19 protein-coding genes, 1 other RNA gene and 1 pseudogene are annotated in these 25663 nt (G+C 29.6%); 7 read left to right on the top strand and 14 right to left on the bottom strand.

From position 1 onward, the window contains the following. The first annotated feature begins 16 nt into the window (after positions 1 to 16). Positions 17 to 4342, top strand: a complete 4326-nt coding sequence (locus tag OF376_RS00105; RefSeq protein WP_263821523.1) for an SGNH/GDSL hydrolase family protein — start codon at positions 17 to 19, stop codon at positions 4340 to 4342. Positions 4343 to 4352: 10 nt separating this feature from the next. Here the strand turns inward: OF376_RS00105 and OF376_RS00100 are convergent, their stop codons facing one another. Continuing rightward, complete coding sequence (locus OF376_RS00100; RefSeq protein WP_263821522.1) at positions 4353 to 5975, bottom strand: hypothetical protein; 1623 nt, start codon at positions 5973 to 5975, stop codon at positions 4353 to 4355. A gap of 234 nt (positions 5976 to 6209) precedes the next feature. Between OF376_RS00100 and rpsD the strand changes: the two genes are divergently transcribed. From rpsD to OF376_RS00085, 3 genes are all read left to right on the top strand, one after another. Beyond that, positions 6210 to 6818 (top strand): 30S ribosomal protein S4, encoded by a 609-nt coding sequence (gene rpsD, locus OF376_RS00095; RefSeq protein WP_263821521.1) that lies wholly within the window; start codon positions 6210 to 6212, stop codon positions 6816 to 6818. Between the two features lie 363 nt (positions 6819 to 7181). Then, positions 7182 to 7433, top strand: a complete 252-nt coding sequence (locus tag OF376_RS00090) for a hypothetical protein (protein ID WP_263821520.1) — start codon at positions 7182 to 7184, stop codon at positions 7431 to 7433. A gap of 48 nt (positions 7434 to 7481) precedes the next feature. Next, positions 7482 to 7883, top strand: coding sequence for a hypothetical protein (locus tag OF376_RS00085; protein ID WP_263821519.1), 402 nt, complete (start codon positions 7482 to 7484; stop codon positions 7881 to 7883). Between the two features lie 231 nt (positions 7884 to 8114). On the opposite strand, the gene OF376_RS00080 is transcribed toward OF376_RS00085, so the two are convergent. The 7 genes from OF376_RS00080 to OF376_RS00050 are packed head-to-tail and all read right to left on the bottom strand — an operon-like array spanning position 8115 to position 16625. Beyond that, complete coding sequence (locus tag OF376_RS00080; RefSeq protein WP_263821518.1) at positions 8115 to 9506, bottom strand: MSC_0618 family F1-like ATPase beta subunit; 1392 nt, start codon at positions 9504 to 9506, stop codon at positions 8115 to 8117. Positions 9507 to 9508: 2 nt separating this feature from the next. After that, positions 9509 to 11035 (bottom strand): MSC_0619 family F1-like ATPase alpha subunit, encoded by a 1527-nt coding sequence (locus OF376_RS00075; protein WP_263821517.1) that lies wholly within the window; start codon positions 11033 to 11035, stop codon positions 9509 to 9511. A gap of 1 nt (position 11036) precedes the next feature. Beyond that, complete coding sequence (locus tag OF376_RS00070; RefSeq protein ID WP_263821516.1) at positions 11037 to 13286, bottom strand: MSC_0620 family F1-like ATPase-associated subunit; 2250 nt, start codon at positions 13284 to 13286, stop codon at positions 11037 to 11039. A gap of 3 nt (positions 13287 to 13289) precedes the next feature. Next, positions 13290 to 13751 (bottom strand): hypothetical protein, encoded by a 462-nt coding sequence (locus tag OF376_RS00065; RefSeq protein ID WP_263821515.1) that lies wholly within the window; start codon positions 13749 to 13751, stop codon positions 13290 to 13292. After that, complete coding sequence (locus OF376_RS00060; protein ID WP_263821514.1) at positions 13720 to 14598, bottom strand: MSC_0622 family F1-like ATPase gamma subunit; 879 nt, start codon at positions 14596 to 14598, stop codon at positions 13720 to 13722. The genes OF376_RS00065 and OF376_RS00060 overlap by 32 nt, the downstream gene beginning before the upstream one ends. Positions 14599 to 14600: 2 nt before the next feature. Beyond that, positions 14601 to 15146, bottom strand: a complete 546-nt coding sequence (locus OF376_RS00055; RefSeq protein ID WP_263821513.1) for a DUF2714 domain-containing protein — start codon at positions 15144 to 15146, stop codon at positions 14601 to 14603. Positions 15147 to 15158: 12 nt separating this feature from the next. Beyond that, positions 15159 to 16625 carry an MSC_0624 family F1-like ATPase-associated membrane protein gene (locus tag OF376_RS00050; protein ID WP_263821512.1) on the bottom strand — a complete coding sequence of 489 codons (1467 nt, stop codon included), beginning with the start codon at positions 16623 to 16625 and terminating at the stop codon, positions 15159 to 15161. 194 nt (positions 16626 to 16819) lie between these two features. On the opposite strand from OF376_RS00050, the gene OF376_RS00045 reads away from it, so the two are divergent. From OF376_RS00045 to rnpB, 3 genes are all read left to right on the top strand, one after another. Continuing rightward, a complete protein-coding gene (locus tag OF376_RS00045) occupies positions 16820 to 19264 on the top strand; it encodes a putative immunoglobulin-blocking virulence protein (RefSeq protein WP_263821511.1) in 2445 nt (814 codons plus the stop codon). Positions 19265 to 19289: 25 nt separating this feature from the next. Further along, the gene (gene mip, locus OF376_RS00040; RefSeq protein ID WP_263821510.1) at positions 19290 to 21713 is read left to right on the top strand and encodes an Ig-specific serine endopeptidase MIP; all 2424 of its coding nucleotides are present in this window, start codon (positions 19290 to 19292) and stop codon (positions 21711 to 21713) included. Positions 21714 to 21732: 19 nt separating this feature from the next. Then, an RNA gene (rnpB, locus tag OF376_RS00035) (RNase P RNA component class B) lies at positions 21733 to 22095 on the top strand. Between the two features lie 103 nt (positions 22096 to 22198). On the opposite strand, the gene OF376_RS00030 is transcribed toward rnpB, so the two are convergent. From OF376_RS00030 to OF376_RS00005, 6 genes and pseudogenes are all read right to left on the bottom strand, one after another. After that, positions 22199 to 22330: a hypothetical protein gene (locus OF376_RS00030; protein WP_263821509.1), complete on the bottom strand. Its 132-nt coding sequence runs from the start codon at positions 22328 to 22330 to the stop codon at positions 22199 to 22201. Positions 22331 to 22377: 47 nt separating this feature from the next. After that, the gene (locus OF376_RS00025) at positions 22378 to 22767 is read right to left on the bottom strand and encodes a Vmc-like lipoprotein signal peptide domain-containing protein (RefSeq protein ID WP_263821508.1); all 390 of its coding nucleotides are present in this window, start codon (positions 22765 to 22767) and stop codon (positions 22378 to 22380) included. Beyond that, positions 22760 to 23335, bottom strand: a complete 576-nt coding sequence (locus OF376_RS00020; RefSeq protein WP_263821507.1) for a hypothetical protein — start codon at positions 23333 to 23335, stop codon at positions 22760 to 22762. The genes OF376_RS00025 and OF376_RS00020 overlap by 8 nt, the downstream gene beginning before the upstream one ends. Positions 23336 to 23962: 627 nt before the next feature. Further along, complete coding sequence (locus OF376_RS00015) at positions 23963 to 24286, bottom strand: Vmc-like lipoprotein signal peptide domain-containing protein (protein ID WP_263821506.1); 324 nt, start codon at positions 24284 to 24286, stop codon at positions 23963 to 23965. A gap of 41 nt (positions 24287 to 24327) precedes the next feature. After that, positions 24328 to 24765, bottom strand: a complete 438-nt coding sequence (locus OF376_RS00010) for a hypothetical protein (protein WP_263821505.1) — start codon at positions 24763 to 24765, stop codon at positions 24328 to 24330. A 153-nt stretch (positions 24766 to 24918) separates the two neighbouring features. Further along, positions 24919 to 25663, bottom strand: a pseudogene (locus tag OF376_RS00005) (hypothetical protein); the annotation flags it as partial.

Raw genomic sequence — 25663 nt, 5'->3', positions numbered from 1 at the left:
ACTAAGAGGAAGCCTTATGAAAAACCACAAAGATCAACAAAAAATTCGCTATGTAGCCATTGGTGATAGTTATGCCTCTGGTTATGATCCCTCATTAGGATATGAATTATTTGGTAGTTATCATAACAATGATCTCCAAGGACTTTCATATGCTTCTTTTTTAGTCTATTTTTGACGCAAATATAATGTTTGTGATGTCCAATCGTATGATAATTTAGGTTTATTGCATGCTAAGATTACTGATTGATTGTATTTACTGAATAAACCAACAGATTTATATTTACATGAACAAGGATATAACTATTTTAGTTTCCTAAACGAATGAACGAATATTCGTAAACCTTTATTTGATCAACATTTAAAAAACTATATTAATGAATTTTATTTATATGATCAACCGGTATACGAACATACTAGTGATTATCATTATAACAACTTAATCAAAACGATTGAGCAAGCTGATGTATTAACTATTTCGTTAGGGTTATTTGATTTCATTGATTTTGAATTAATTAAGAACATCGGTCATTTAATTAAAACTCGGACTGATAAAATCACAGCGTTTGATTTGTTATTTGATAACTTATATTTAAAAAAACAACAAATGATCGCTAATTATACGCAATTAGTCCAAACTATTCAAAAAATCAACCCTGACACTCAAATTTATTTAATCGGTTATTTAAATCCACTTGGAGCTCTAAGCAAACTAATTGATCAATGAACAAGTTTTGATGAACAAGATGATTTGTCATTACAATTGTGAGATGAGTTGATGAATGTTATCAAACTCACTGCCCAAAATACCAATGTCCACTTTATTAACCCTTTACGTCAGGTATATATCCAACACCTAGATGTCCTTCAGCCAGCCTTTTATGATTTGCACCCTAGCTATAAAGCTTATTTGCAAATGGGTTTTGACTTATTTGTAAAAACAAGCATAGACTTGCACTTTTATCAAAAAATCTGAACCGAACCATTAACTAGACGTTATTTATCATCTGATTACAATTGTTATCAACAATTATTTTCTTTAAGTGAAGAAACACAAACAAAAATCATGCAGACGTTTGCACACCTTGATGTCTTTGACAAGGAAAATGAACTGATTGAAAAATATCAAGATTTCATATATGCCAACGAAAAACAACATGCCTTATTAACACATTTGTACATGTGTTCATTACGACGATATAAAAATGGATTTGTCCATCTTTTAGAAAACTTTTTTAGTTTATTCATCAAAGATTTTCACAATAATCTATTATATGTTTTCTTCAATGCTAAACAGGATAACGATGTTTTATTAGGCTATAGTTTAATGCACCAGATTATTCAAAGTGGTTTATGAGCTGATTGAATGATTATGATGCAAACCAATTTTCAAATCAAAAATAAGCAGCCATATATTGGTGAACAATTATTTTGACAAAATATCTTGCAAACCATTTTTCACGCCCCGCATTTTAATGCTTTAATCGAAATTGTTTTTAAACACCCTTACGTGCAAAAAAACGCTCATCAATGAAAACATTATTTCATGTTGAGTATTCAACACCTAAAGAGTAATCTGCAAATCATTGATTTTATTTTATATATTTTCTTCAATCAAAAATACAATGAAATCATCAAGCAAACATACCAAAGCATTATTATTTCGATTTTAAATAATGCCGGTTTTCAACATTATTTAAACTTGTTTGTTACCCAAACTTTCAAATATCAAAAATACATCTTATCGCAAACTGATATTTACAACAAGATTATTACCCTTTTTGAAGTTAACCAATACTTATTTCACCATAAACATGTTGATGAATTAATTAGCCGTTTAATTACTAATGATGCGTGGTGGTCAAATATCTTTAATCTGTTAATTTTTGTATTACCAGATGACTTAGTTCGAGGTTTAAATACCAGTCCGGTCATTAAATATTTAACAGCTTTAAAACGTTTAGTGATCAACGAGACAAACTTATCTTTATTTCTAGTGCATATTTATAATTTATTAATGCATTACGATTTGATATATTTGCTATATAATCGCCAATTTAAAAAGGCTTGACCAATTATTAAGCAAACTTTTCAACCATACTTCTATTTAGTGGTTCAACACATGTTAAAAAACTTTAGCATGATCAAAAATGATCATGAAGTCGGCTTTAAACTCTTTGATAATTTTCTGATTTATCAAGCTTCACAACGTTATAAAAAAGCGCGCATGAATAATGATCAAAAAAGTTTAGTGCGACCACTAAACCATCCGACTTTAGCAGAAGTTATTTTTAAAGTCTTATTGCAAAAAGACTATGATGTGCAAGCGATTAAAGATAAAATTAGCTTATTTTTAGACCACATTTTTTTGAATGGCAATAAAACAACTAAAAAACAAAACATTCTTCTCACATTATTTTTTAAATACATTAACTTCCACGCCTTAAATCATCCCGGACTAGCACGCAATTTATTAGAAATTTTTAAACATTTAGAGATCATTTTTAATGATTTACTGCTTTTACGTGAAGCAAAAGCTTTTTGTGAGGAAATCATTCTTAAAACCCTGTTTCACAACTCTTATGATCCCCAAATTGATCCATACACCTATGTGATTGATCAAATGCTGCAAAACCTGATTAGTTGAGTTAAACGTCGTTTTAATTATCTGCAACATTTAATTTGCGATAAAACTTCTTTAATTAATGCTAGTTTAACTGGTTTAATAATCCGTATTTTAAAATTATTTACAGCTAATAAAATTGATCCGTTGCTAGATGCTCATCGAGCGGATGTAGCACGTTTTATTGATCAAATGCAGGAAACTAATTTGTGGGCAGATTGACTGATTTATGTATTTGAACACCTGGGCAATACTATTAATCAACCCATCCCTTTATATAAAGCTGATTTATTTAAAAGCGTTCATGAATTAACTTTACAATTTTTAAGTGCTAAAAGTCATATTGACGAGCTGATTAAATGACCTTTCGGCTCTTTACAAGAGTTATTTAATTTGGTTGCTAAAAACTTTGATTTATCTTTAATCAACCAAGATTTTTACTGATTAAAAAATACTGGTAAAATTTTACGCAATTTAATCCAAGTCTACCAAAAAGTCGATTCTATTAACTCACGACGTAAAATTACTAATGGATTTAATTTTTTAGTGCGCAATATTAAAAATTGACGCTTCTTGCATTGAATGATTGTCGGTTTTTTAAAAGACCGTTTTGCATTACCCTCATTTAAAATTACTCAAGAACAGCATTATGAATTAATTCAATTTTTCTCACATAATAATAAGTTTTTAAATTTAATTAAGAAATTTTATCAAGCGGTGATCGTACACGATCCAACCATTTATCGTATTTGATTAGAAAATGATCATAACCAGTTTTTAAAAAGTCTATTTTATTTACTAAAAAAATATGATTTAATTAACGATTGAAAAGCTATCTTCTTTGAATTAATTAATAATGATGCTATCGCTGATTTATTTGTTCAATTCTTCTTCCGTGAACTACAAATCGATTTAAAACATGTTAATTTCAGTATTCAAAAACATTTCTTTCATCAAATGATTACTTTCATGAGTTCGCGTTTTTTTATCAATGAGTGATTTGATAAAGCGACATTAAAATGCATGGAAACTGCAGGGAGTGAATCTTTAATTTATTATTTAGGGATTTATTTAGATGAATTTAAAATACATGCTTTAAGTTATTTAAAAAACAATGTAGACATCTTCTTACATGCTTTAGAGAATCAATCGATTAGCATGTATGGTTTGTGTGATTTATTAAATACTATTGTGCACCATTCTCCACTTAAAAATAAAGCTTCGATTAACCCTTTACAAACACCATGATATGCTTATTTATCAGAAATCTTATTAACCCCTTATACCTTCCGTAAAAAAACGTTTTTAACAAAGAAATTTAAGAATCATCAATACTTAAAACGTTTCTATCAATTATTATGAGTTAAATATGAGGCCAAAGATAGTCATAAGGATGTATATGGTTTATGTTTAAAAAACATGACGTTAATCATCTTTGCTGTTGTTCACCAAAAATTCTTTATGAAGAAAACACATGGTTTATGACATAACAAGACAAAATACTTCAGAGTCACTTATTTTTTAACTAAAACATTGTGTTATACTGAAGGACAAGTTATCTGGATGAATAACTTCTTAAAGATGAATGATCACCCTAAGATCATTCAAGATCAAGAAAAGATTATTTATAACCGTTTGTACTTACATTTAATTTCTGCCTTAACCGACCATATGGATGATCATTTATTCTTATTTTTAGAACTCTTAAAACAAAAAAAATAACACTTTAGTGTTATTTTTTGTTTCTATATTGATTAATTTGTTCTAGATGTGTTTGGATTAAATCCAATTGTTCTTTTACACTGTGGTTGTTAATCGCTGTATAAGTTAAATTGTGATCATCAAAAAAGTTTTGGCAAGCGTTCGCTCAAATTGGTATTTGGTGCATAATCAAATTAGCATACATTTTTGTAAATTCTAGACGTTCACTAATAATTTTTAAATAACTAATAATATAGACAGCATCATCTAAAAAGCTGTAATTCTTAGCAGCTAAATCTTTTTGTATTTTCACTAAAAATTCATAGTCATCTTTTAATAAAACAATTTGTTGGTTTTTTAAAGCATATATTTGTTGAACATAAAACAAGTTTTCGTGTACTTTATGATAAATAGTTTGCATTTGTTGATTTAACTGTTGGATTTGTTCATTTCACTGTTTTCAAGCATTTTGTAAAAGATTAAAGTCATTAATGAAATGATAAATATTCATTAAAGCTGAATATTCAGGAATCCATTGCACAGTTGTATATTGTGTATTTAAACGTTGAACATTAATCATCATTGTTTCTAATTGATTGAACACACGTGGATAATCAATTGTTTGTCATAGAATATGAGCTTCTCGCATTTCTTTTTCAATAACTAATAAATGTTGGTGGATAATCGGAAGTAAGTTGGTAATCTGTTCACTAAAAGCTTGATAGATTTCTTGGGTTTTATAATACTCGTATACTTGAGGTATCAACGTATCTAAAAAGGTTTCTAAACGACATAGGTATTCGCTGAAAATTAATTGAAACTTAGATGTTTTAACATATTCATAGAACTGTTGACGGCAAAAGACGTTTCATTCGTTATTTAACATGAAATACGCATCTAATTGATCACTCTTGTAGGAAGATAGTAAATACTTCATTAAATCATTATGGCGAGTGCACAGATGGCTAATAGTACTAATTAAATAGATTAAGTTCTTCAATAAATGAAATTTATTTTTAATAGTACTAATAATTAGTTTGTTAATTTTGGCTTCTTTTTGTTTTTCGTGTTTTTGTTTGTAAGTTTCTAAATCAGCAATTAGTCCGCGTAAGTTATTAGCTGCTTTTAAATAGTGGTCATTGTTTAAATTGTATTTATGACTGAACTCATTATATATTTGATCAATTTTTTTATTAGTAATGTAGTGGTTGACAATCCGATCATCATTTTCATCAAAAGATGCTCAAAATTGATATAAGGCGTTATCAAATGTTTGAATATTATCAGCTAATAATTGAAACTGTTGTTTTAGTTGGCGACTATATTTGAAGGCTTTAAAAATATAACCCTTGGTAATTAATTGAGCAAAAATAATTAACTGGTCATTTAATAAACTAATTTGATCATTAATACTGAAACGATATTCATTGATAATTGCACTAGAGTGAGGTTTGGCATCTTTGAAAATATTTGATTCAGCTAAGAAGACTTTATAAAAACGATCATCAAATTTTTGACGATTAATAATTAGGGTTTGCAAGTAACGGTGATATTGTTTACGATAATTAATATGCATTCATAACATACTAATAATGGCACATAAACCAGTTAACAAACAAAATGCTAAAAAACCAATAACTCAATACAAGGGCATAAGAAACCTCCACTATGTTATTAATTATAAAATGTTTTTAGGTTTCTAAATATATAATTTTGTGTTAAAATAATATAAGCATATGATAAGCAGGTCAACATATTCTGCAAATATTTAGTTACTTTCGCTTTAATAGTAAGAATTGCTATCATTCTGAAATTATTAAAACTAAATTATGCAAACGGAGTTGACCACCGTTGTTATATGCCTAAACTATGAAAGGAAATAACAAATATGAGTCGTTATACAGGAAGTATTTACCGTAAATCTCGTCATTTAGGGTTTTCATTATTAGAAAACAATAAAGAATTTAATACAGGTAAAAAAAGAACTTATGGACCAGGTCAACATGGTAACAAAAAAGTTAAGTTATCAAACTATGGTCAACAATTATTAGAAAAACAAAAATTAATGTACCTTTATGGTTTAAACGATCGTCAATTCCGTCGTTTATATAAAGTTGCTATGAAAAAAGGTGGAGTGTTAACTCTAGACTTACTACAAGTTTTAGAATCACGTTTAGACTCAGTTGTCTTCCGTGCTGGATTAGCTCCAACACGTCGTGCAGCTCGTCAATTAGTTAACCACAACCATGTGTTAGTTAATGATAAGAAAAATAATATCCCTTCAGCTTTATTAAGCGTTGGTGATGTTATCTCATTAAAAGCTTCAGCTTTTGATATGCCGATTATCAAAAACACACAAAACAAAGCTTCTCCATTCATCGATACAATCGATGCTGAAAAGAAAGTATTTAAATTAGCTCGTTTACCTGAACGTGAAGAATTACCAGCAGACGTAAATGAAGCATACGTGGTTGAATGATACAACCGTTTAATGTAATTTTTCTTTATAATTGCATACATCAAAAACTACCTCAGGGTAGTTTTTTTATTTGTTTTCAAACCCATTTATAAGTTAAAAAACTATAATCATTTGCTTTTTATCATCAAAAATTAATAACTCTAATAAAAAAAGATTGATAACAAGGTTACAAATGTAAAATACAAAGGATAAAACTTAAGGAGTCATATACCATACCCCCAAGTTTCCTACAGTTCAAAACTTTGCAATGAGTAAATAATCCGCAATTAATTTTATAAACTAGAAATAAGAAGCTGTTTACAACATTAAAAGAATAAAAGATAGAAATTTTTAGGTTTTTTTTAAATAACGTGCTATTGTAAATAAAAAAAAGGTACAATAATGAAATTTTTTAATGGAATGACAGATTGAGAAGATAGATTAACACTCGAAGATTTAGATCAAATGGAAAAACAAGGTATAGATGTTAAAGAGTTGAGAAAAAAATTGTTAAAAAGACAAGCAGAAAAAAATGTTCTTTTAGAAAAATTAGGAAGAACAGATTTATCAAGATTGAAACCTTATATTCAAACACCAAGAGATATAAATACAGAGATCTTTTTAGATATTGTAGGAGAACCTTTTATTTTTTAAAAATAAGAAATCAATAATGCGTATGCAAATGCAGAACTAATATTTCCAATGGTGATGCAAGCTTCTCCACTGCTATATGAACCAGGAGATTTATCAGATGCTTTAATGGTTTTAATTTGGGGTAACATAGATTATGATGAATTAGAAACTATAAGAGATTTGTTAGCTGATATGCGTGATGGTGAAGTCGAAGTCCCTGAACAATTAAGCGAAATTGTCGAATCATTAAATGATCCATTAGCTATGGTAGAGGGCAGTTTTAATCCTCACGAAATTGATGATAGTTTTACAAATACAGCTGTTAGATTAGAAACTATATATATTGAACAAAACGAATTACCAAATCAAATGATACCTAATAATCGGATTATTCGGTGTTTAAAACCTGAAGATGATGACTTAGTTATTAATGTTATACCAGGCAAATGGTATTCAATAAGAAAAGCTTAATTATAACTTTTTAAGTTATCAATAGTTGTGAAGGATAACAGAATTGCTTTTCAAGTTGCTTACTTACTGTTTTTTATACACTGCGCACAAGTGCTATAGATGTTATAAAACAAAAGTAGGCAGGTCTTTTTTTCATATATTCCCATTCGATTGAATGATGCATTTTGACCAATGATCGTTTTTTCACATATTTTTAATAGATTAATATATATAAAAAAATAAGCTCATGGCTTATTTTTTGTTTAACTGTTCATCATTAGGCATGTCTAGGTTTGACCCAATGAAAGCAAAGATTTCGGGGTTTTGATTAATAAATTCACCATTCACAATTCTTAGGACACTATTGACTGTATCTTCAAGAGAAACATAAACACCTTTTTCTTTTGTAAAGTGCTCAGCCATAAAGAAATTTTGGGTGAAGAAGTTTTGTAATTGTAAAGCAATTTTGACAACTTTTTTACTTTCTGGATCTAATTCATCAATTCCTAACACCATGATAACATCTTCTAAATCCTTATATTGTTTTAAGATACTTTTAACTTTAATGACGGCATCAAAGTGTTTGTGACCAATGATTTCTGGATTGAGAGAAATAGAGTGTGATTCTAAAGGATCAATCGCAGGATATAAGTTTTTAGCCATCATATCCCGTGATAAGACTAAAGCTCCATCTAAGTGGGCAAATAAGGAAACAGCAGCCGGGTCAGAGATATCATCCATTGGTAAGAAGACTGTTTGGAATGAAGTAATGGAACCATTTTCATTCGCATACAAACGATCTTGGATGAATGAAACATCCGAATCTAAGGTTGCTTGGTATCCACCAATACTTGTTTTTTTATCTAAAGACGATGCAACTTCATTAGCTGCTTGAATGAACCGATATATATTATCGATGAATAACAACACATCTTCTTTTTGCACATCCCGTAAATATTCAGCGCAAGTAATTCCATAAGGTACGATATTAGCTCGCGCAGCTGGTGTTTCGTTCATTTGCGCAATAAACATTGTTGAAGAACTCATTAAATTGGCTTGTACTAATTCTTCATACAATTCTAAACCTTCACGTGAACGTTCACCTGATCCAATAAAAATAGGTGCGATTTTAGTGGCCATCTTTTTGGCATTAAAAATAATTTCTTTAATTAAAACGGTTTTACCGACACCAGCACCCCCAAAAATACCTAATTTTTGGCCAACAACAATAGGAGTGAAAAAGTCAATAATTTTAATTCCTGTTTGCAATATGGTTCGTGGTCTATTTAATTGCTTTGTTTTTTGAATCAACGAGTTCATATTGACATATTTTAAATCATCATTTTGTGTGTTTGGTTGTGATAAGTTATGACCCAAAATATCAAAAACCTGATTTTTAGCTTTCTGACCAACCGGTACTTGTAAAAATTGTTCAGTAATTTGTACATCATCGTAAATTTGAATATCCTGAGTACTATGCAAGACGACCGCACGAATTAATTGGTCTGAAATGATTGATTTAATTAATAAATAAGTTGTTCCATCATGCATCGTTAACACATGATCAATTTGCAAATTGTCATAAGGTTTTGATAACTCGATTTCGACTACATTAGTAAAAATTTTAACTATTTTAGCTGACATTTTTATTCTCCCTTCAATCCTTTAATGATAGTGATTAGCAAACTATCTTTAATCCCAATTGTAGGAATTTTACTTTTGATTTGATAATCGATGTGCATCGCTTTATAAAACTGGTTAGTTAAGGAAACAAAATAAGCTTTGCATAGTTGTTCATCAACGCTTTGTTCGCTTAAAATCTTTTTAAATAACTGGTTAGCGCGGATGTCGTTATTAATCACATGTCCAAGAAATTGAATTAATTTATTAGTTTCATATAACGGTGTTAGTAATTCTCAATCAATGGCTTTAGTCGCAATTATTAAACCAGTTTTCGTTGGTTGTTGAAAGTTTCTTTGTAATAAAAAACTTGCAATTTGTTGACCTTTTTGCATTAATGTTTGAGTTCGTTCATCAAATTCATAATGTATTTTTGATAATTTTAATTGTTTACGGTAAGCACGATAAACCTTGGCTAAACTACTAGCGATTTTGGCCATCGTATTCGTTTGTACAGATGAACCAGTTCTTGAAACTGATAAATCAATATCAACGGCTGGTAATTGTCCGTTTGCAAACATGTTAGCATTCATAATAATTTGTCCATCCGTTATACTAATAACGTTTGATGCAATGAATGATGTAACATCATTATCAATTGTTGTAATAATAGGTAAGCAAGTGATCGTTTTAGCATCAATAAAAGCACCTGAACGTTCTAATAATGAAGAGTGGGCATAAAAAACATCAGCAGGGTAGGCTTCTTTCGCAATCGGTTTATTTGTTAATAAAGAAATTTCACGATAAATATTCGCATGTTTTGTTAAATCATCATAGATGACTAAAACATCGTATTCATGTGCTAAGTTTTCAGCATGAGCCATAGCTATATAAGGTGCTAGAAATTGTTGAAAAGGTGATGTGCTCGGAGCGTCAATAATCATTGTGTATTCTAAAGCGCCATGAGCTTTCAATGTGTTATATACATACGATAAACTTTGACGTTTTTGCCCGATACTCACGTAAATACATTTAATATTTTTATTTTTTTGATTAATAATAGTGTTTAAGGCAATGTGTGTTTTACCGGTTTGCCGATCTCCTAGGATTAATTCACGTTGACCTAGCCCGATTGGGTTAAATAAATCAATAGCATGAATTCCCGTATATAATTGTTGATCTAAGCGACGACGGTGCATCATATTACTTGCGATTGAAAATGTTTTATTTTTAACGGGTAAATAAGTCATTTCCATCACATCTTGAGTGTCTAAAATTTGGTTATCAATATTAATTACATGGCCAAAGAAATTTAAAGAAGTTTGCACAGATGAGTATTGCTCATCAGCAATTAATTCGTCACCAATTTGAAAATCATTACTGTAATTATCGATTAATAAAAAGGCTTGATTGACAAAAGCGTTTAACACAATGGCTTTTATATGTGGTTTATTTTTGGCATAAAAACCTTGTCGTTCTTTAAAAGTAAAATTAGCTTCAGCTAAAACAACATAGTCTTGTATGGCAATAATTTTAGGATTATTATTTGACATATTATTTAATTCCTCGCTTTTTGAAAAGTGTTTTTTTGTGCTTTATATATAAAAGACTGCTCATGATAATCAAGACTACAAGAATAATGCTAATCGGTATTGCTGCATATAATGCTTGGTAATTCGGATGTTGATTAGTTTTTCAAAGTGCTTGTAGTTCACTTAAAGCATTTTGAGCATATTTTTCATAGACTTGAAGATCTTCGTTTTCATGTCATCGCAATGTTTGTTCGATGTAGTTTAATTTTAAAAGGGTTTGCTTAGCTTTTTGTAATAAGGAACTAATTTCTGCAAACCATTTGGCATTGTCCATATTATGTTGTAAACTCAAACGTCGTGCTTGATTATAAAATTGATTAACTTGTTTAGTAATTTTTATATACAGATTTTTCAAATCGTTTTGGTATTTACTTTTTTTAAGACTAAAGACGAAATTATATGTTTGTTGAAAGATATTAATACTTTCGTGCATCAAATTATCTTCTGGATGATATGTTTTTGTTTGCAAACGAATCGCCTTGAAATAATCTAGTAATAAATCAGTGCTCTTTATGCATACTTCTTGAATTTGGTCATTCGTTAAATTATCATTTTTATAATATTCATTGATAATAGCTAAATACTTTTGTTGAAAACTTGGTAAATTAACCATTCGGTAGTAATAAGTATTTAAAATATTTAAATTTAGTCGTTCTCGTTGAACTAATTTTTGATGTTCAATTAACTTCTTTTTTTCAAGTTCTGGTTGGTGATCAATAATGACATTTTTTATTTCTTTCTGATAATCAAATCACTGACTAATAGCAGCTACTGATTGATCTTGATGAGTGTTTGGAAAGAAGTATGTACTCATTTGTTGATTTGTATAATAAATTAATTCGTAGTATTGCTTATTTAACTGAGAACTAAAAACATTATTTTTTGAAAGGTATTGTTGAATATGTTTTTGACTCGTGTTTCAGATTACTATATCATATGTTTTATGTTGTTCATCAAATGCTAAAGGCGTTTTTTTAATGTTATTAAAAACACTAACTGTAGCGACGATTTCGTTTAGTTCATTCAAACGAACGGCTTGTAAACGATATTCAATAAAATCATTTAGCGGGTAGTTAACAAGAAAATATTGGTTCAGCTTTTGTTCTTTTTTTAATTGTTGGAAATCTTTGACAAATTCATGATATTTATCGGGAGTAATTTCGGGATGAATGAAAATATCCACCTTTTTTAAATCATTAATGAATTTAGCATCCTGTTTATTAATAACGTCATTTTGATCACTTACAAGATCTTTAATTTCTGTATCATTAATAACCGGCGGATTAACCAAATCATCACTTGGTTCATCTGGTTTGTCAGGTTTTTCGGGTTTTTTTGGATCTTCTTTTTTAGGTTCAATAATTTTATTATTTTGTTCTAAATCAAAGACGCTAAAACGTGTGGTAATTTTTTTAACAATTCATTGATCTCATGTTTCGATAAAGGGATCGTCAGTAATGGGGTTAGAAGCAATGAATGCAGAGGAATTGGGATCATTAATAATTTTAAAGTCCTTATCCATGATGGGACTATCATCATCGTTAAAGAAGACCGTTCGAGCACGATTATATAAATCATTATAATATGTGTTAATATATGTTTTAAATTGAGCTTCGTCATATTCATTTAACATCTGTTGAATCTTTTGGGGATCAGTTTCTTTTATGTATTTGAAATAAGGATTCGTCTGTGCACTATAATCACTTTCTGGTGTATCTCCTCAAAATGAATTCGGGTAGTCTTCTTCCATCAAATGGATATTAGCATTATGAAAATAAGAGTTGTCAGCGATCACGTGTGGGGCGTTAATAATAAAACCAAAAGTTCGAGGATCTTTTAAAATCGTTTCTTGGTTAGCACTAATAAATTCTTTAACTTTATATAGATAAAAACGACGAGCAACTTTGTACTTGTTAAATTCATCAACAGTAGCAAATTTATTTTTGTTTTCTTCATTATCGTAGGTGTTTTTTTCTAACTCTAATAATGAATCATCAGCAATTTTCAATAAAGCACTAATTAATGACTTCAAATGAATTTCATTTTGTTCTTGCAAAAGTTTTTGTAACTTCTGTAGTTCAGCTGGTGTTTTCGGTTTACTAGCTGGTTTTTCATTTGGCTGTTGGTCATTGTTCATCATGACAATTGTTAATCCGGTTAGCGGAATGGCAACCCCTAACAACTGTCACCATTTCTTTTTAATTTGACTCATATTTTAATCCTCATCAGCAATTAAATATAAACGTTGATTCATTATTTGAACATATTTTTCAAAAATCAAAAACTGGTTTTTGACATAAGTAGTATCATCTGTTAATTGATCAGTTTGTTGAACTAAGTTATTTCATAGAAAATGTTCTGCTTCACGTGTAGTTTTTCAACCCTTAGCCATAGCCGCTTTTTTATTAATCTTATAAAAAGTTAGTGCTTGATCGGTATGGATTTGAATTGTATCTTCAAAAAGATAAACTAAACCATAATGCAAGTGAAAAATTAACTCCTTACCATTTGTTAAGACTAATTTATAGGTTCCTATTGATAAACAAGAAGCATTATTATTTTTCAAAGCGATTCATGTATCTTCTTGATATAAATTAACATAAATTAGACCTTCTAGGGGATAAGTGTATGACTGATCAAAGGTATTAATGATGATTTTTCGGTAGTGCTTTGTCATATTTTTTTAATCCTTGTTTTTTATGATCGTGAATTAAATTTAATTCTTGAATTTCTTGTTCACGCATTGATCGATTTAAACTCATTTTAGCCCGTTTAATTCTGACTTCTAAATCTTTTAAAATCTTATTTTCATGAATTAATTTATTTTTATAAACAATGAATGATGATTCTAATAATAAGGTTCGCAGAGCATGCGTTAAAAAGCTAATTAAAGCATTATCTTCAAACTCTTTGGCTGATTCAAAAAATTGAAATTGTTGTTGATTTAATGTTCGAAAGAAACTTTTTTTATTTTCATCTAAACTAAGTTGAAAATTAAAGTCCTCTAGTGGATAAAGCACTGTGTTAATCGCAGGTGTTTTATTTGAACGGATTAAGAAAACGATTTGATTAACGCGTTGAGCCTTTAAATTTCGTTGACTCAATCATGCTAGTTCGCGTGCTATGGAATTTAAATCTAGAACATCTAAATAATGAAAATCAGGATTAGTTGATAACACTGTTTCACTAAAATGTTTAGCATGTTCACCGATAGTAATTAATAAATCATGTTGACTAGAAAAATGATCTTGTAAATATTTTTCGATATTATCATAAAAACCAGATGTAAATTTTTCGTTAACCGCGTAATAAATATATAGCGTCTTTGGTTGATTATCGATGCGTTTAGGCTTTCTTGATAATTGGTTTAAAAAACTCATATGGGCAATTAATGCTTTTTCTTGTTTTTTAATTTTTTTCATTAATTGTTGAATAGTGATTAGTGATAGCGAACGGTTCAAGGAAACAATGTCGTTTAGTTTAATAAAATTATCAACAATTTCCTTTTTCTTTTTTAAATTCATAATTATTCCCTATTTTTTAAAAAGTTTTCGCTAAACAACAACTTTAAAACTTTTGTTTCCTCGTGCTTGTAAACGATAATTTCATCAACTAATTCTAGTTTTTTATTCTCGCTAACAATTAACTGATAAGCTAATTTATCAAAGGCAATCAGTAGACGATTTAAATCACTATTTTTAACGTCGCCTTTAAGCGAAACACTATTACGTGTCGACCCTTCTGAATTCATAATTACGGGATATGTTTTAAATAAGCTTAAATTAGGTTGTTTTTGAAAACTAATAACAAAGAAAGAGGTTACAATATCGTTCTTTTCTTTTAAGGCATTATTGATTTTTTCTTTTAATCTTTGAATTAGTGTCTTGTCATACGGCAATTGTGCATCAAGCATCGCTGTGTTTACAAGTGCGTCAAAGCTAACGTATTGATCTGATTGCACAGCGTCATAAAAACGTTGGTAAATTCCTTGCAAACCAGTCTTATTAGCTTCAACTTGACGATTTTTTTGAAATTCTTTAAATTCATTATTTATTTTTTTTGTCTTGATCATACGAACCTCGTTCTAAACTTTTAATGTTTTTGTATTTTTCACTTTAATTACTCAATTAATATATATTGACCCTCTAATAATTGTTGATGTCAATGCATAAATTAAATAAGGGATGAAAGTCATGTTTCATAAACTTAAATTGTAATCATTAAATATATCGTTATTATAACGTTTAAATCAAGTGTTTAATGCATTTAATATTAATATTGTAATGATGAAAAGTAAGTGCATATTTAGTCGATAACGTTGGTAACGTTTAACTAATGGCATACGCGATATTAGAATTATAAAGTTTATAATGCTAACAACACAGGTCAACCAAATAATATAAAAATTTTGTGCTTCATTAGTTTGGTTGGCAACCAACAAATAAGATAGCATTCAGTGTGTAATAAGATAAATAATATATAAATCTAAGAGCTTATCTTTGAGTTTGTTTTTTGTCTTCGCATAAAAAATAACAAAACAAAAAGCACTAATAAATAAAATGCTAAAAAATAAATTTATATACAATAAATCAAGTGTTTCAACAATGTCAAAAGTTGAGTAAATATTTAATTTATTTTGATTAAAACTAATTGTTGAAAAGAATAAAAAAACACTTAATAAGATAACACCACAAAAACTTAATATAGGCGTATTCTCATGGGATTGATTGCGGTATTTTTTAAAATTTAAAATGAACACTAAAACAATGCAGGCTAAATTAGCTGTGAGTAAGCAAATAATAAAGAATAACAATGTTGCATATCCAGGATTGTTTAAAATAACGTGTAAATTATGAAAAAACTCATATAAATTATTTGACACATACTCATTATTAATCGCGTTTTTATTCGCTTTTAATAAATTAAATGCTTCGTTATTAAAACTAAAACCAGCTAATAATCCAACACCAATACACACAAAGATAATGAAGGCAGCATAGGCGATAAAGTAAAAGATTTTTTTAAAATTAAAAGTTAAATCAATACTGTAGATTTTTGATTTAATAAAAATAAAAACCATTAGGTGTGTGATTGTAATTATCAACACTAAAAAACTTGTATAAAAGACGTCATTTCAATTATGAATACTAAATCCAAAATAAAGTCCGATTGAAATAACAAAAATGCTGAGATACGCAGTGATTGCCCATCATGATTTTTTGATATCAAAAGAATTAAAATTAATAATTTTATATATAAAAAAAAGACTAAAAAACTGGCAGATTAACAGGATTGTCCCCTGTGTGATAAAAGCCACATTTTTAAAGTACATAAAAGAGTTGTTATAGCTTAATAAATGTCCAATATCCATAGCTTTTGGTGTATGGAAGAAGTATTTATGAAGTGTAAAAAGGACGGCTACACTTATAATAAAATAAAGAACTAACAATGAATAACTAATGATTTTTTTAACAGATCATCGAGACTTTAATTCATTGTTTCGGGCATGCTCATTAATCGCTAAATTATGGAGAAGTAAAAGATTGCGCATGTTTATAAAAAAACCTCATCTCACTCGAATATTATTTAATATTATACTAAAAAAATAATTTATTTTTGTATATTTGGTTTTTATTCTTTTGAACAAGTCTTTTTCTCACATGGGTAATATTCGCATATGCTATAATTATTTAGATTTTATTATCCATTAAAAAATAGATATATTTTTAGTTGAGGATTTGTTTTATGAAACTAAAACATAAATTAACAATCGGAATTGTAGCATCTTGTTTAGTTATTGCGTCAGTATCAGCTATTGCTGTTGCTGTAAAAAAACGCCACGCTTCGGAAATTACCCAAAGCGTTTTTGTTTACGATAACGATTTCATTTTAAATAAAGTTGAAGATAAAATAGTAGATCATCCTGTAGTACCGAAAAAGCCAGAAAAACCGAAGGAAGAAGTACAAGAAGAACCTAAAAATGAAGATGATCAACCAATTGTAAAACCTGAGGAACCTAAGGAAGAACCGAAAGAACCTGAAAAACCTGAGGAGCCCATTGTAGAGCCTGAAAAGCCAATTGTCGAACCAGAGAAACCAAAAGAACCTGAAGAACCTAAGGAAGAACCAAAAGAACCCGAAAAACCTGTAGAAGAACCAAAAAAAGAACCTGAAGTAGAAATTAAAAAACACGAGGAAATTCAAGAAGATAAAGTTCCTGCTAAAACAATTACTGAATCTGAATTACCCGCCGAATTACAAGTTATTCCAAAACAAATAACAGTTCCGGTTGAAGTAGATGGATTAACCGAAACGGTAACTTTACAACCGCAACCAAACCGTATTTACTTCAAAAGTGATGTTCAAGCAGGGATTGTTAATAAAAACCCCGATCCTTACTTAGCTGAACGTGTACCTGATGTAGTTAATTTCAACCCATCGAAAGCTTTTATTGATAAACAGGTTGAAAAATCAACAGATTTCTTCAAAAACCGAACTTTTGGTGGCATCACTAGAGAGGATATCCAAAATTTAAAACAAGATCAATTAGAAAATTTGGTAATGCAAAATGGTCATGACCCTTATAATGACAATGAACTGCAACGCCATAATTATTATTTATCAATATCTGATCGTTATTGAAGATTAATTCATAATACTGATGCGTGAAAAAAATATGTTTATGATGGCACTAGTCCAGAAACAATCGCTGAACTTGATAAACTACCAAAAGACCCTAGTCCACAAACTAAAAAATCAGTAGCAAGAATTATAAAAATCGCAGCATATATTGATTTTAGTAAGTTTACGGTATTATCAAAAAATGCCGAAAAAATGATTAAAGACGGTGGGTATTCACTTGATGACTCCAATTCTTATATTGATGAAAATGGAGAAATTAACAGTTACGCATTTACCCCACTACCGGGAACTAACAAAGTTACATCCCGTTTAATATACGATAATGAAAACCGGCGAGTCTTTGGTTATAAATCCGAGTTCAATCGTTCTCCAGATGATTTAATTAGTGGTAATTATCAAGGTTGAGATAAGACCCTTGATTACGAATACATTTATAAATATAATCCTGAAAGTATTACAGGCATTACATTTGAGAAATTAACTCGTATTAACCCTGAACCAGGTAAACGTAACGAAGGTCGAGTATTAACAATTGATCTTTCAAGACAAGATGCTTATGAAGCAACTATAAAAGTCTTAGAAAAACTAGAAAAAGATCACGTTGTTTTAGAAGGGTATCGTTTCTTAAATATCGGTTCAGCTGGGGCCAACCAATCCTTTTATCACATCGTTAAGGCTTTACCAAAAAAACTTTTACAAGTTGAATTTTTCTTTGTAAAAAAAGATACCAGCGCATTAATAGCTTTAGAAGAGAAAGAAGAAATCAAAGAGCTTGGTTTATATACTAATGAATTACCATACGATGATGCTTGACGAATCAACCCTTGAGCATTAAAAAATGTTCACTGAATCAATACTAACGATTACAACACAAGAACTGATGTGCCGACTGGTTATAAACCATGAACACGAATCACGTTTAACAGTTTGATCTTTTATGAAGATGATTTAAATCATAATGCTCCCGATTTAGATAAGAAACTAAATCGTATTAATTACGGTTTACGAATGGCTTACTTTACTCGTAATAATGAACCATTCTTTAACGGCGATATGGGTGGTGGTTTAAAACCAGATCATAACGAGGGTGGTAATTCATACCCATGGGGATTAGACTTATCAAATACTAGCTTAAAATCACTACGTGGTCTTGTGTTTACAGATCATAAAAAGAATACCAATGGAACACGTAAGTTAAAATATTTATGATTAAAAAATGAGAGTGCTGTTTTTGAAATTACGACTGATGAATTAAATAATGCTCAATTTAAAGATATTATGATTTTAGAACAACCTCAAATGCCTAAAACTAAAATCTTTTTCAACAACAAAGATAATACAAAGTTCATCAAAGTTGTCCAAGGAAATGAACCTTTAAACAGCAATGGTTTAGCTAATCTTCGAGTTTTAAAAGAGTATGCTGATTCCTCATATGTTAAAAATAACCCGATTTTAGTTAACGCCAATGATCAACAAATAAGAAGCAAATTATCATCTGGTTTTGCAGTGCGAACAGATGATGGTGCAGCTAGCATTGAGATTGCCTAAGAATTAAAAAACAAGGAGAAATAATATGTTAAAAAGTAAGAAAAAGCATCGCTGATTATGAACTTTATGTGCAATGGGTTTCTTAACTGCAAGTACAGCCATCATTGCAACAAGCTGTAAAAACCCTAACAAACCACAAGAAGAAATCATTGATCCAACTAATCCGAAAAACGAATCATCATCAACCACACCAGATGATTCACAAAACACTAGCACTCAGCATGACACACCTAATAATCCTGCTAACCCAAACACAAACCCGAACCCAAATAATGATCAATTAGTTGATGCTCCTGTACCTGCAGAAATTCGACCAATCATGGATCAACTTGAAGTTGTTATCAGCCAATATAATAATGTACAAACACCACCCGCTAATTTAACTATTAATGATTTAAAAAATAATTTAGATCAAATTAAATTAACTTTAAAAGGTCAACAATTATCACTTTTTTCAGCACGAGTAAGTGAATTAAGACCTGATTATAATAGCGCTCAACAAGATATATCAAGCAAAACAGGACACGCTGTTCTAATTGTTCAAATTGTTCACAATAAAACCAAAACTTATATTACAAAAGAAATTGAAATTCAAGGTTTTAAAACTTCACCAGTTTTAGTTGACGAAAATGGTTTTATTGTACAAGAAGAGAATGCTGATCAAAAGCAAAAACAATTAGATTACTTTACTAAATACACGGCTGCTGAACGGGTAAAATACGATAATGATGATTATATGGTTGGCTTGAAAAACCAATGACATAATGCTTTATTAAGAGATGTTAGACCTGACCTAGCATCAGTCCAAGCTAATCAAAAAAATACCTTCAACACACTTAGTGCTGCTTTAGGCTTAGATACTTATGACAATCAAGCCTATAAAGGCTATACTCTGCCTGTTTATAATCCTGATAACACTGTTAATGGTCTTTCAATTGCTAATAATTTACCACCGCAAGGGCCAGCATGAGTCGATGCATACCATAGAAACGGTTTTAAAAATAAAGGTTTAGCTCGTTTGTTATTAAATAAACAATACCAAACAATGGGAGAACAAACTTTCTCTGTTTCCTTTACTAATAAAAACCCAGACTATAAACCAGGTAACGAAAATGATCCAAGTATTAGTACTGATGATAAAAGTAAATTTTCATTAAGTTTGCATCGAGGAACAATGTGAATTTTAGACTACGAACAACCGCAAGATAATTCGTATCCAACTAAATGATATTTTGCTACTAATTTACACGTTGCTGATTTATTAAATGAAACTACTCAGGGGATTTCATTAACCCGTTTAAACCAAAACCCACCATTGAATACCAAATTCACTTTAACGGATTATGATGATCATTTCACTTCTTTTATTATTTCCAATCAAGAAGAAGAACTAAAGAGCCAACGAATCAATGACATTTGTCATGTCGTTTACCAAGCAACTGATTTCTTAAACAAAGATCCTGTTGACTATTTAGCTGACGAATTTAAAGCTAAATATGCTGATAAAAAAGAATTCGCCGATTTTGCAGTAATTGAAATCGATTTTAGTAAGGTTCAAGCTAATGAATGATCAATCTGAGCTAATAATAAGCAAGCTTTTAATGATCTACACACTAATCAAGAGATTACACAAGCTTTAACTAATGATTATGCAAACCAAAAAGATAAGCAAATTAAATTTATTAATTATGATTATTTAAATCACTTCACTGATCATGATGCACCTTTATTGAAAGCTGATTTTGAAAAATATCCAGGTGATCAATTTTACTTATTAGGATATCCTTTAGCTATTGAGGACTTTTACTTTTCACAATATGATGAAGAAAAAGTTAAACAACTGTATCGTAACTCCACATCATTATGAACTAATGGTAAATACGAATTCTTCGACCAACCATCCATAGATGAAGTTGGTGTTTCACAAGAAACAAAAGAAAAAACACAAAAGGAAATGCAATATGGAGGACGTTTTAGTTACCAAGTGGGCTATCGTTCTTTCTTAAATAAACCAGGAATTTCTGATGCTTTTTTAGCTTCACCATATAATGGACAAAAATTAATGAAAACACATGATAATCATGAATACATTTCTTTTGGCTTACAATATTTACCTCGTGATTATGAACCTTATGGTGGAGCGAGTGGTTCATCAATGCGTAATCAACGCAACGAGGTTATTGGTCTATACCACACAAAAACCCAAAACACATCAACAGGACTAGTTTTAGCTTTACGTTCACAAGGTTTTGATTATAAGGGATTATATGGTCAATATAATCTACCCCAATATGATTTAATTTATGGAACTGGGAAAGATCAAAAAACATCTTATCGTCAAGCCTTAGCTAGTTTGTATCAAGCCAATCCACAAATGCGTACTAATCTGTTCCCAAACGGTTTTGCACAAGAAAACATTGACCCCAAATTTCTTTTTAAAAATTCTTAAAAAATAGTTTAAAATTTAAATATCATAGTTAATTGCTGTTAATATTTTTTGATATTAATAGAGGAAAGTCCGTGCTCGCACAAGGTGTGATTCCTTGTAGTGTTTGTTGTATGTATAATTCATAAAGCATAGCATTGTTGTTCATCAATGACGGCTATAGATTAACCTAAGTTTTTAATATGGTTAATCTATCTAAAAGTGCCACAGAGACGAGCTTTTGAGAAATCAAAAGGATGAAACGTTGGTAAACCCCGCAAGCGAGAAACCTAAATTTTGGTAAGGGAGTCATAAACCATGAAACGAAATGGTTTATGGATAAAAGTGAAAACTTTTATAGATAAATAATTAACACTCATTTGAGTACAGAACACGGCTTATTTGATATTATGAACAAAAACCCCCTGTTCCTTTAATTAAGTACAGGGGCTTTTTTGTGTTCTTTTTCATTAATTTCCTTAATTTTTGAATTTGTTTTTTATCATTAATTAACGATTTTTATTATTAGGATTTAATTGTGATCCTCTATTTCCTTGATTTCTATCATAGGTTTTATTAGTACCACATGTTCCTTTATTAGGGTTGCTAATATCAGCATTGTGATTTGGTCTTTTTGACATATTTAATCACCTCCTTTCGTGTCTCGAAGTTGAATTAATAAATGATCTTAGACCGGAAAGCTAGACATCATTTTTTTCATGTGCTCTATTTGTTCTTTGAGAAGAGCAATCGTTTTTTGTTTTTGTTCATCCGAAAGTGTCGTTGTATGTTCTAATTTATAAAACTGTTCATTGGTCTTTTTAATTAATTCATTTCATAAATCTGCAGAGAATACATCTGTACCTGCATCTTTTTGTTTTTTTCTAAGCTCTTCAATTATAAGTATAAACTCTTGATGGATTTGTTTTAACTCATCGGTTGTTTTTGTTATTTGATTAGATCGAGTTGTTGTTTTTCTTGTTTGTTTTGAACAGCTGGTTACAATTGGTGTAGTTATAGCAACCAAAGCGATTGGCGCTAATACAAAACCAAGAATTCGTTTTTGTTTTTTATTCATCAATAATTGCTCCTTTTTTATAAAGAATTAGTTGTTTTTTGGGCATAATTTTTTCTTTATTAATCATTCATTTTAATTGAATTAGCGTGTAAATTCAGGCAACCAAATATAAAATCGGTACCACACATAATCCAACAACATATAAAATAATCCAAGTTTTAAATTTCTCTTCATTTAATCGAACGATCATAATGATATAGATAATATTGATAGTGATATCATAGATAACACTCATGAAAAATATTACGTAGAAGGCGATTAAATAACCTATAAAAACCTCATCATTTAAATCGAAGTATTCATATATATTTGGACGTTTATAATATGGTTCTGTAAAATGTGGATAATAAGTTGAGCGCGGAATGAAACCGTGCATATTACTATTAATATCAGGTTCATCAACTATCGTAGTATCTTGTTGTGATTTAAATATTCCTACAACAAGGATGATAATAGCAACGATAGTAAATACCAACCCCACAATTGATAAAAGACCAACTAAACGCGTTTTTTGTAATTTATTTAAGTAAGTATTTTTTTGTCCTTCAACAATTTGGTTAGCGTTCACTTGCTAGATTCTCCTTTTTTAAAAATGTGTATATTCGAATTATAAGTTATTTGAAAAAAAAAAAAAAAAAGACGCTTTTTTTCTTCATTTTCGTGCTTTTTCATGACTTTTTTTGCGTTTTTGACAGCTTTTTTAATTAATTTATATCAACTGTTTTTAACAAATACAAAAGCAGGTTATCAAGACAAATAAGGGTTTGCTTGTATTTATATATGTTTGATATTCAAGAAATTATTGTTGTATAAAATAAGTCAATGGCAAATTTATATCATTACCACTTCTTGCTTACTAAAAGGGTTTTTATGTTTTTCAAAAAGATAATTAGCTGTTACCATTTTACTTTTTATTAATTGTGTGATAGTTATTTAATCAATTTCAAATCCTTATACGAACGTTAAGTGTTCGTTTTTAGCAACAATTATTCATAAAATCAGTTTTTTAAGCAACCAGTATGCATTAATATAACCATGACAGCTAGAACTATTAAACTTAAAATAAAACCTAAAACAGTTTTTATTTTTTTCATATATCCTAATCTGTTTGTAAAAAACATTTTTTTTCAAATATTCTAAAAAATAAAAAAACAGAACGGACAGGAACGTCCGAACTGTTTTTTTGCAAAAACTATTAAAGACCTAAAGCGGCATTATTCATTTTTTGCATATTAATTAAATTTTTAATATATTCAATCGCTTCTTTTTTCTCTGCATCGTTTTTTGCGTTTTTGAACATTTCATCAGCTACTTTGATTGCTGGAGCTATTATCATATCGATTGTTGAGTTGTCAATACCCGATTTTTTAAGAAGAGCTTTATATTCAGCTTTTAGTTTGTTGTATTCTTTTTCTAATGGATCTTGTTTTGAACAGCTAGTTACAATTGGTGTAATCACAGCTGCCAAAGCGATCGGAGCTAATACAAAACCTAAAATACGTTTTTGTTTTTTATTCATATATCTTCACCTCCTATGATGAGAAAATAATCTTAATACAATTATTTTTGTTTATTAATCATGTTTTTGATTTCTACAAGTGTGTAAATTCATGCAATAAAATACAGAATTGGCATAACACATAATCCCACAATTAATAAAATAGTTCATAATTTAAATTTATCAACATTTAATCGTGAAACCATAACTACATATAAAATAGCAACAACTAATTCATAAATTAAACCAATACCCATCAATGCGCCGAATGCAGCTAAGTATTGATAATATTCACCGCCTGATGAAACAGTCGAGTTATATAAACTAGTAATACTGAAGTCATTATATGTATACGCTGTCTTAGATTGTCCGACGCAGATTACAATAATCGCTGTAACAATGAAAGCAATACTAATTAAAGATAACAAACCTACCAAACGAGTTTTCTTTAACTTGTTAAGTTGGTTAGAGTTTGTTCCTTGATACAATTGAGTTTCCAAATTTTTTCTCCTTTTTTTAAAAATACAAAAATGATTATAACACCATTGAAAAAAAAAAAAAAGAGCCTTTTTAGGCCCCTTTTATTAAAAAAGTAAAAAATAAACGGAACATATAATGTATTTTGGCGTAATTTTTATTTAGAATCAGTATTTTTATATATTTGTCATATTCAATATATATTTCGTGTTTTTTCAAGCGAGGTATTCATCGTAACCTTCAAGCGCTCCAGTTGGTTGATATTTTTCATCTCTTGAATAAACTCTATCGATTTCACGGAATCGACGTGATGTAAAGGCAATACTTGATAATAAATCTTTATATTCTTCTCCTCAGTTTTGTGAATTTAGAACGTTCCCTGTTTTAGATCATCCAGAGAAACCAGAACCTAAAGTGTTAATGTTTAAACCATAGAAGAATTTAAGGTGTGTATTTGAAAGGTCACGAATGTGTTCTGAACCTGGTACACTTGATGTTCCAATTGTTGGAATTCCATTAATGAAATCAGCACCATATAATTCTTCTAGATATTCAATACTTGATAATTTACCTTTATCAGATGTTGAGATAGTTAGAATTGAGAAGTAGTTAGGGTAAATACCAAGTGATAATGTTTGGTCTAATACGTGGAATGAAGAGGCGTAGTTGTTAATGTCTGTACCATCAGGTCGGTGTTTTTTATAAGGACTCTTACCTTCTTTGAAGACTTTTTTACCATCTGCTGTGGTAGTTAAATCGTCTTCAGTGAATAATGTTAGGGGATTTTGATTCACTTTGAATTTTTCTTTAGCTTTTAAACCATCTAATTCATCTTTTGGCATCCCGAATAATTCAGAATATTTTTGTAGTAATCAGTGAGTACCAGCGATTCCATAAGTTGAACTTCATCCATCATTACCC

Source organism: Ureaplasma miroungigenitalium, assembly GCF_025780085.1.
Classification (GTDB): domain Bacteria; phylum Bacillota_I; class Bacilli_A; order Mycoplasmatales; family Mycoplasmoidaceae; genus Ureaplasma; species Ureaplasma miroungigenitalium.
This window is presented reverse-complemented; position numbering and strand designations above follow the sequence as displayed.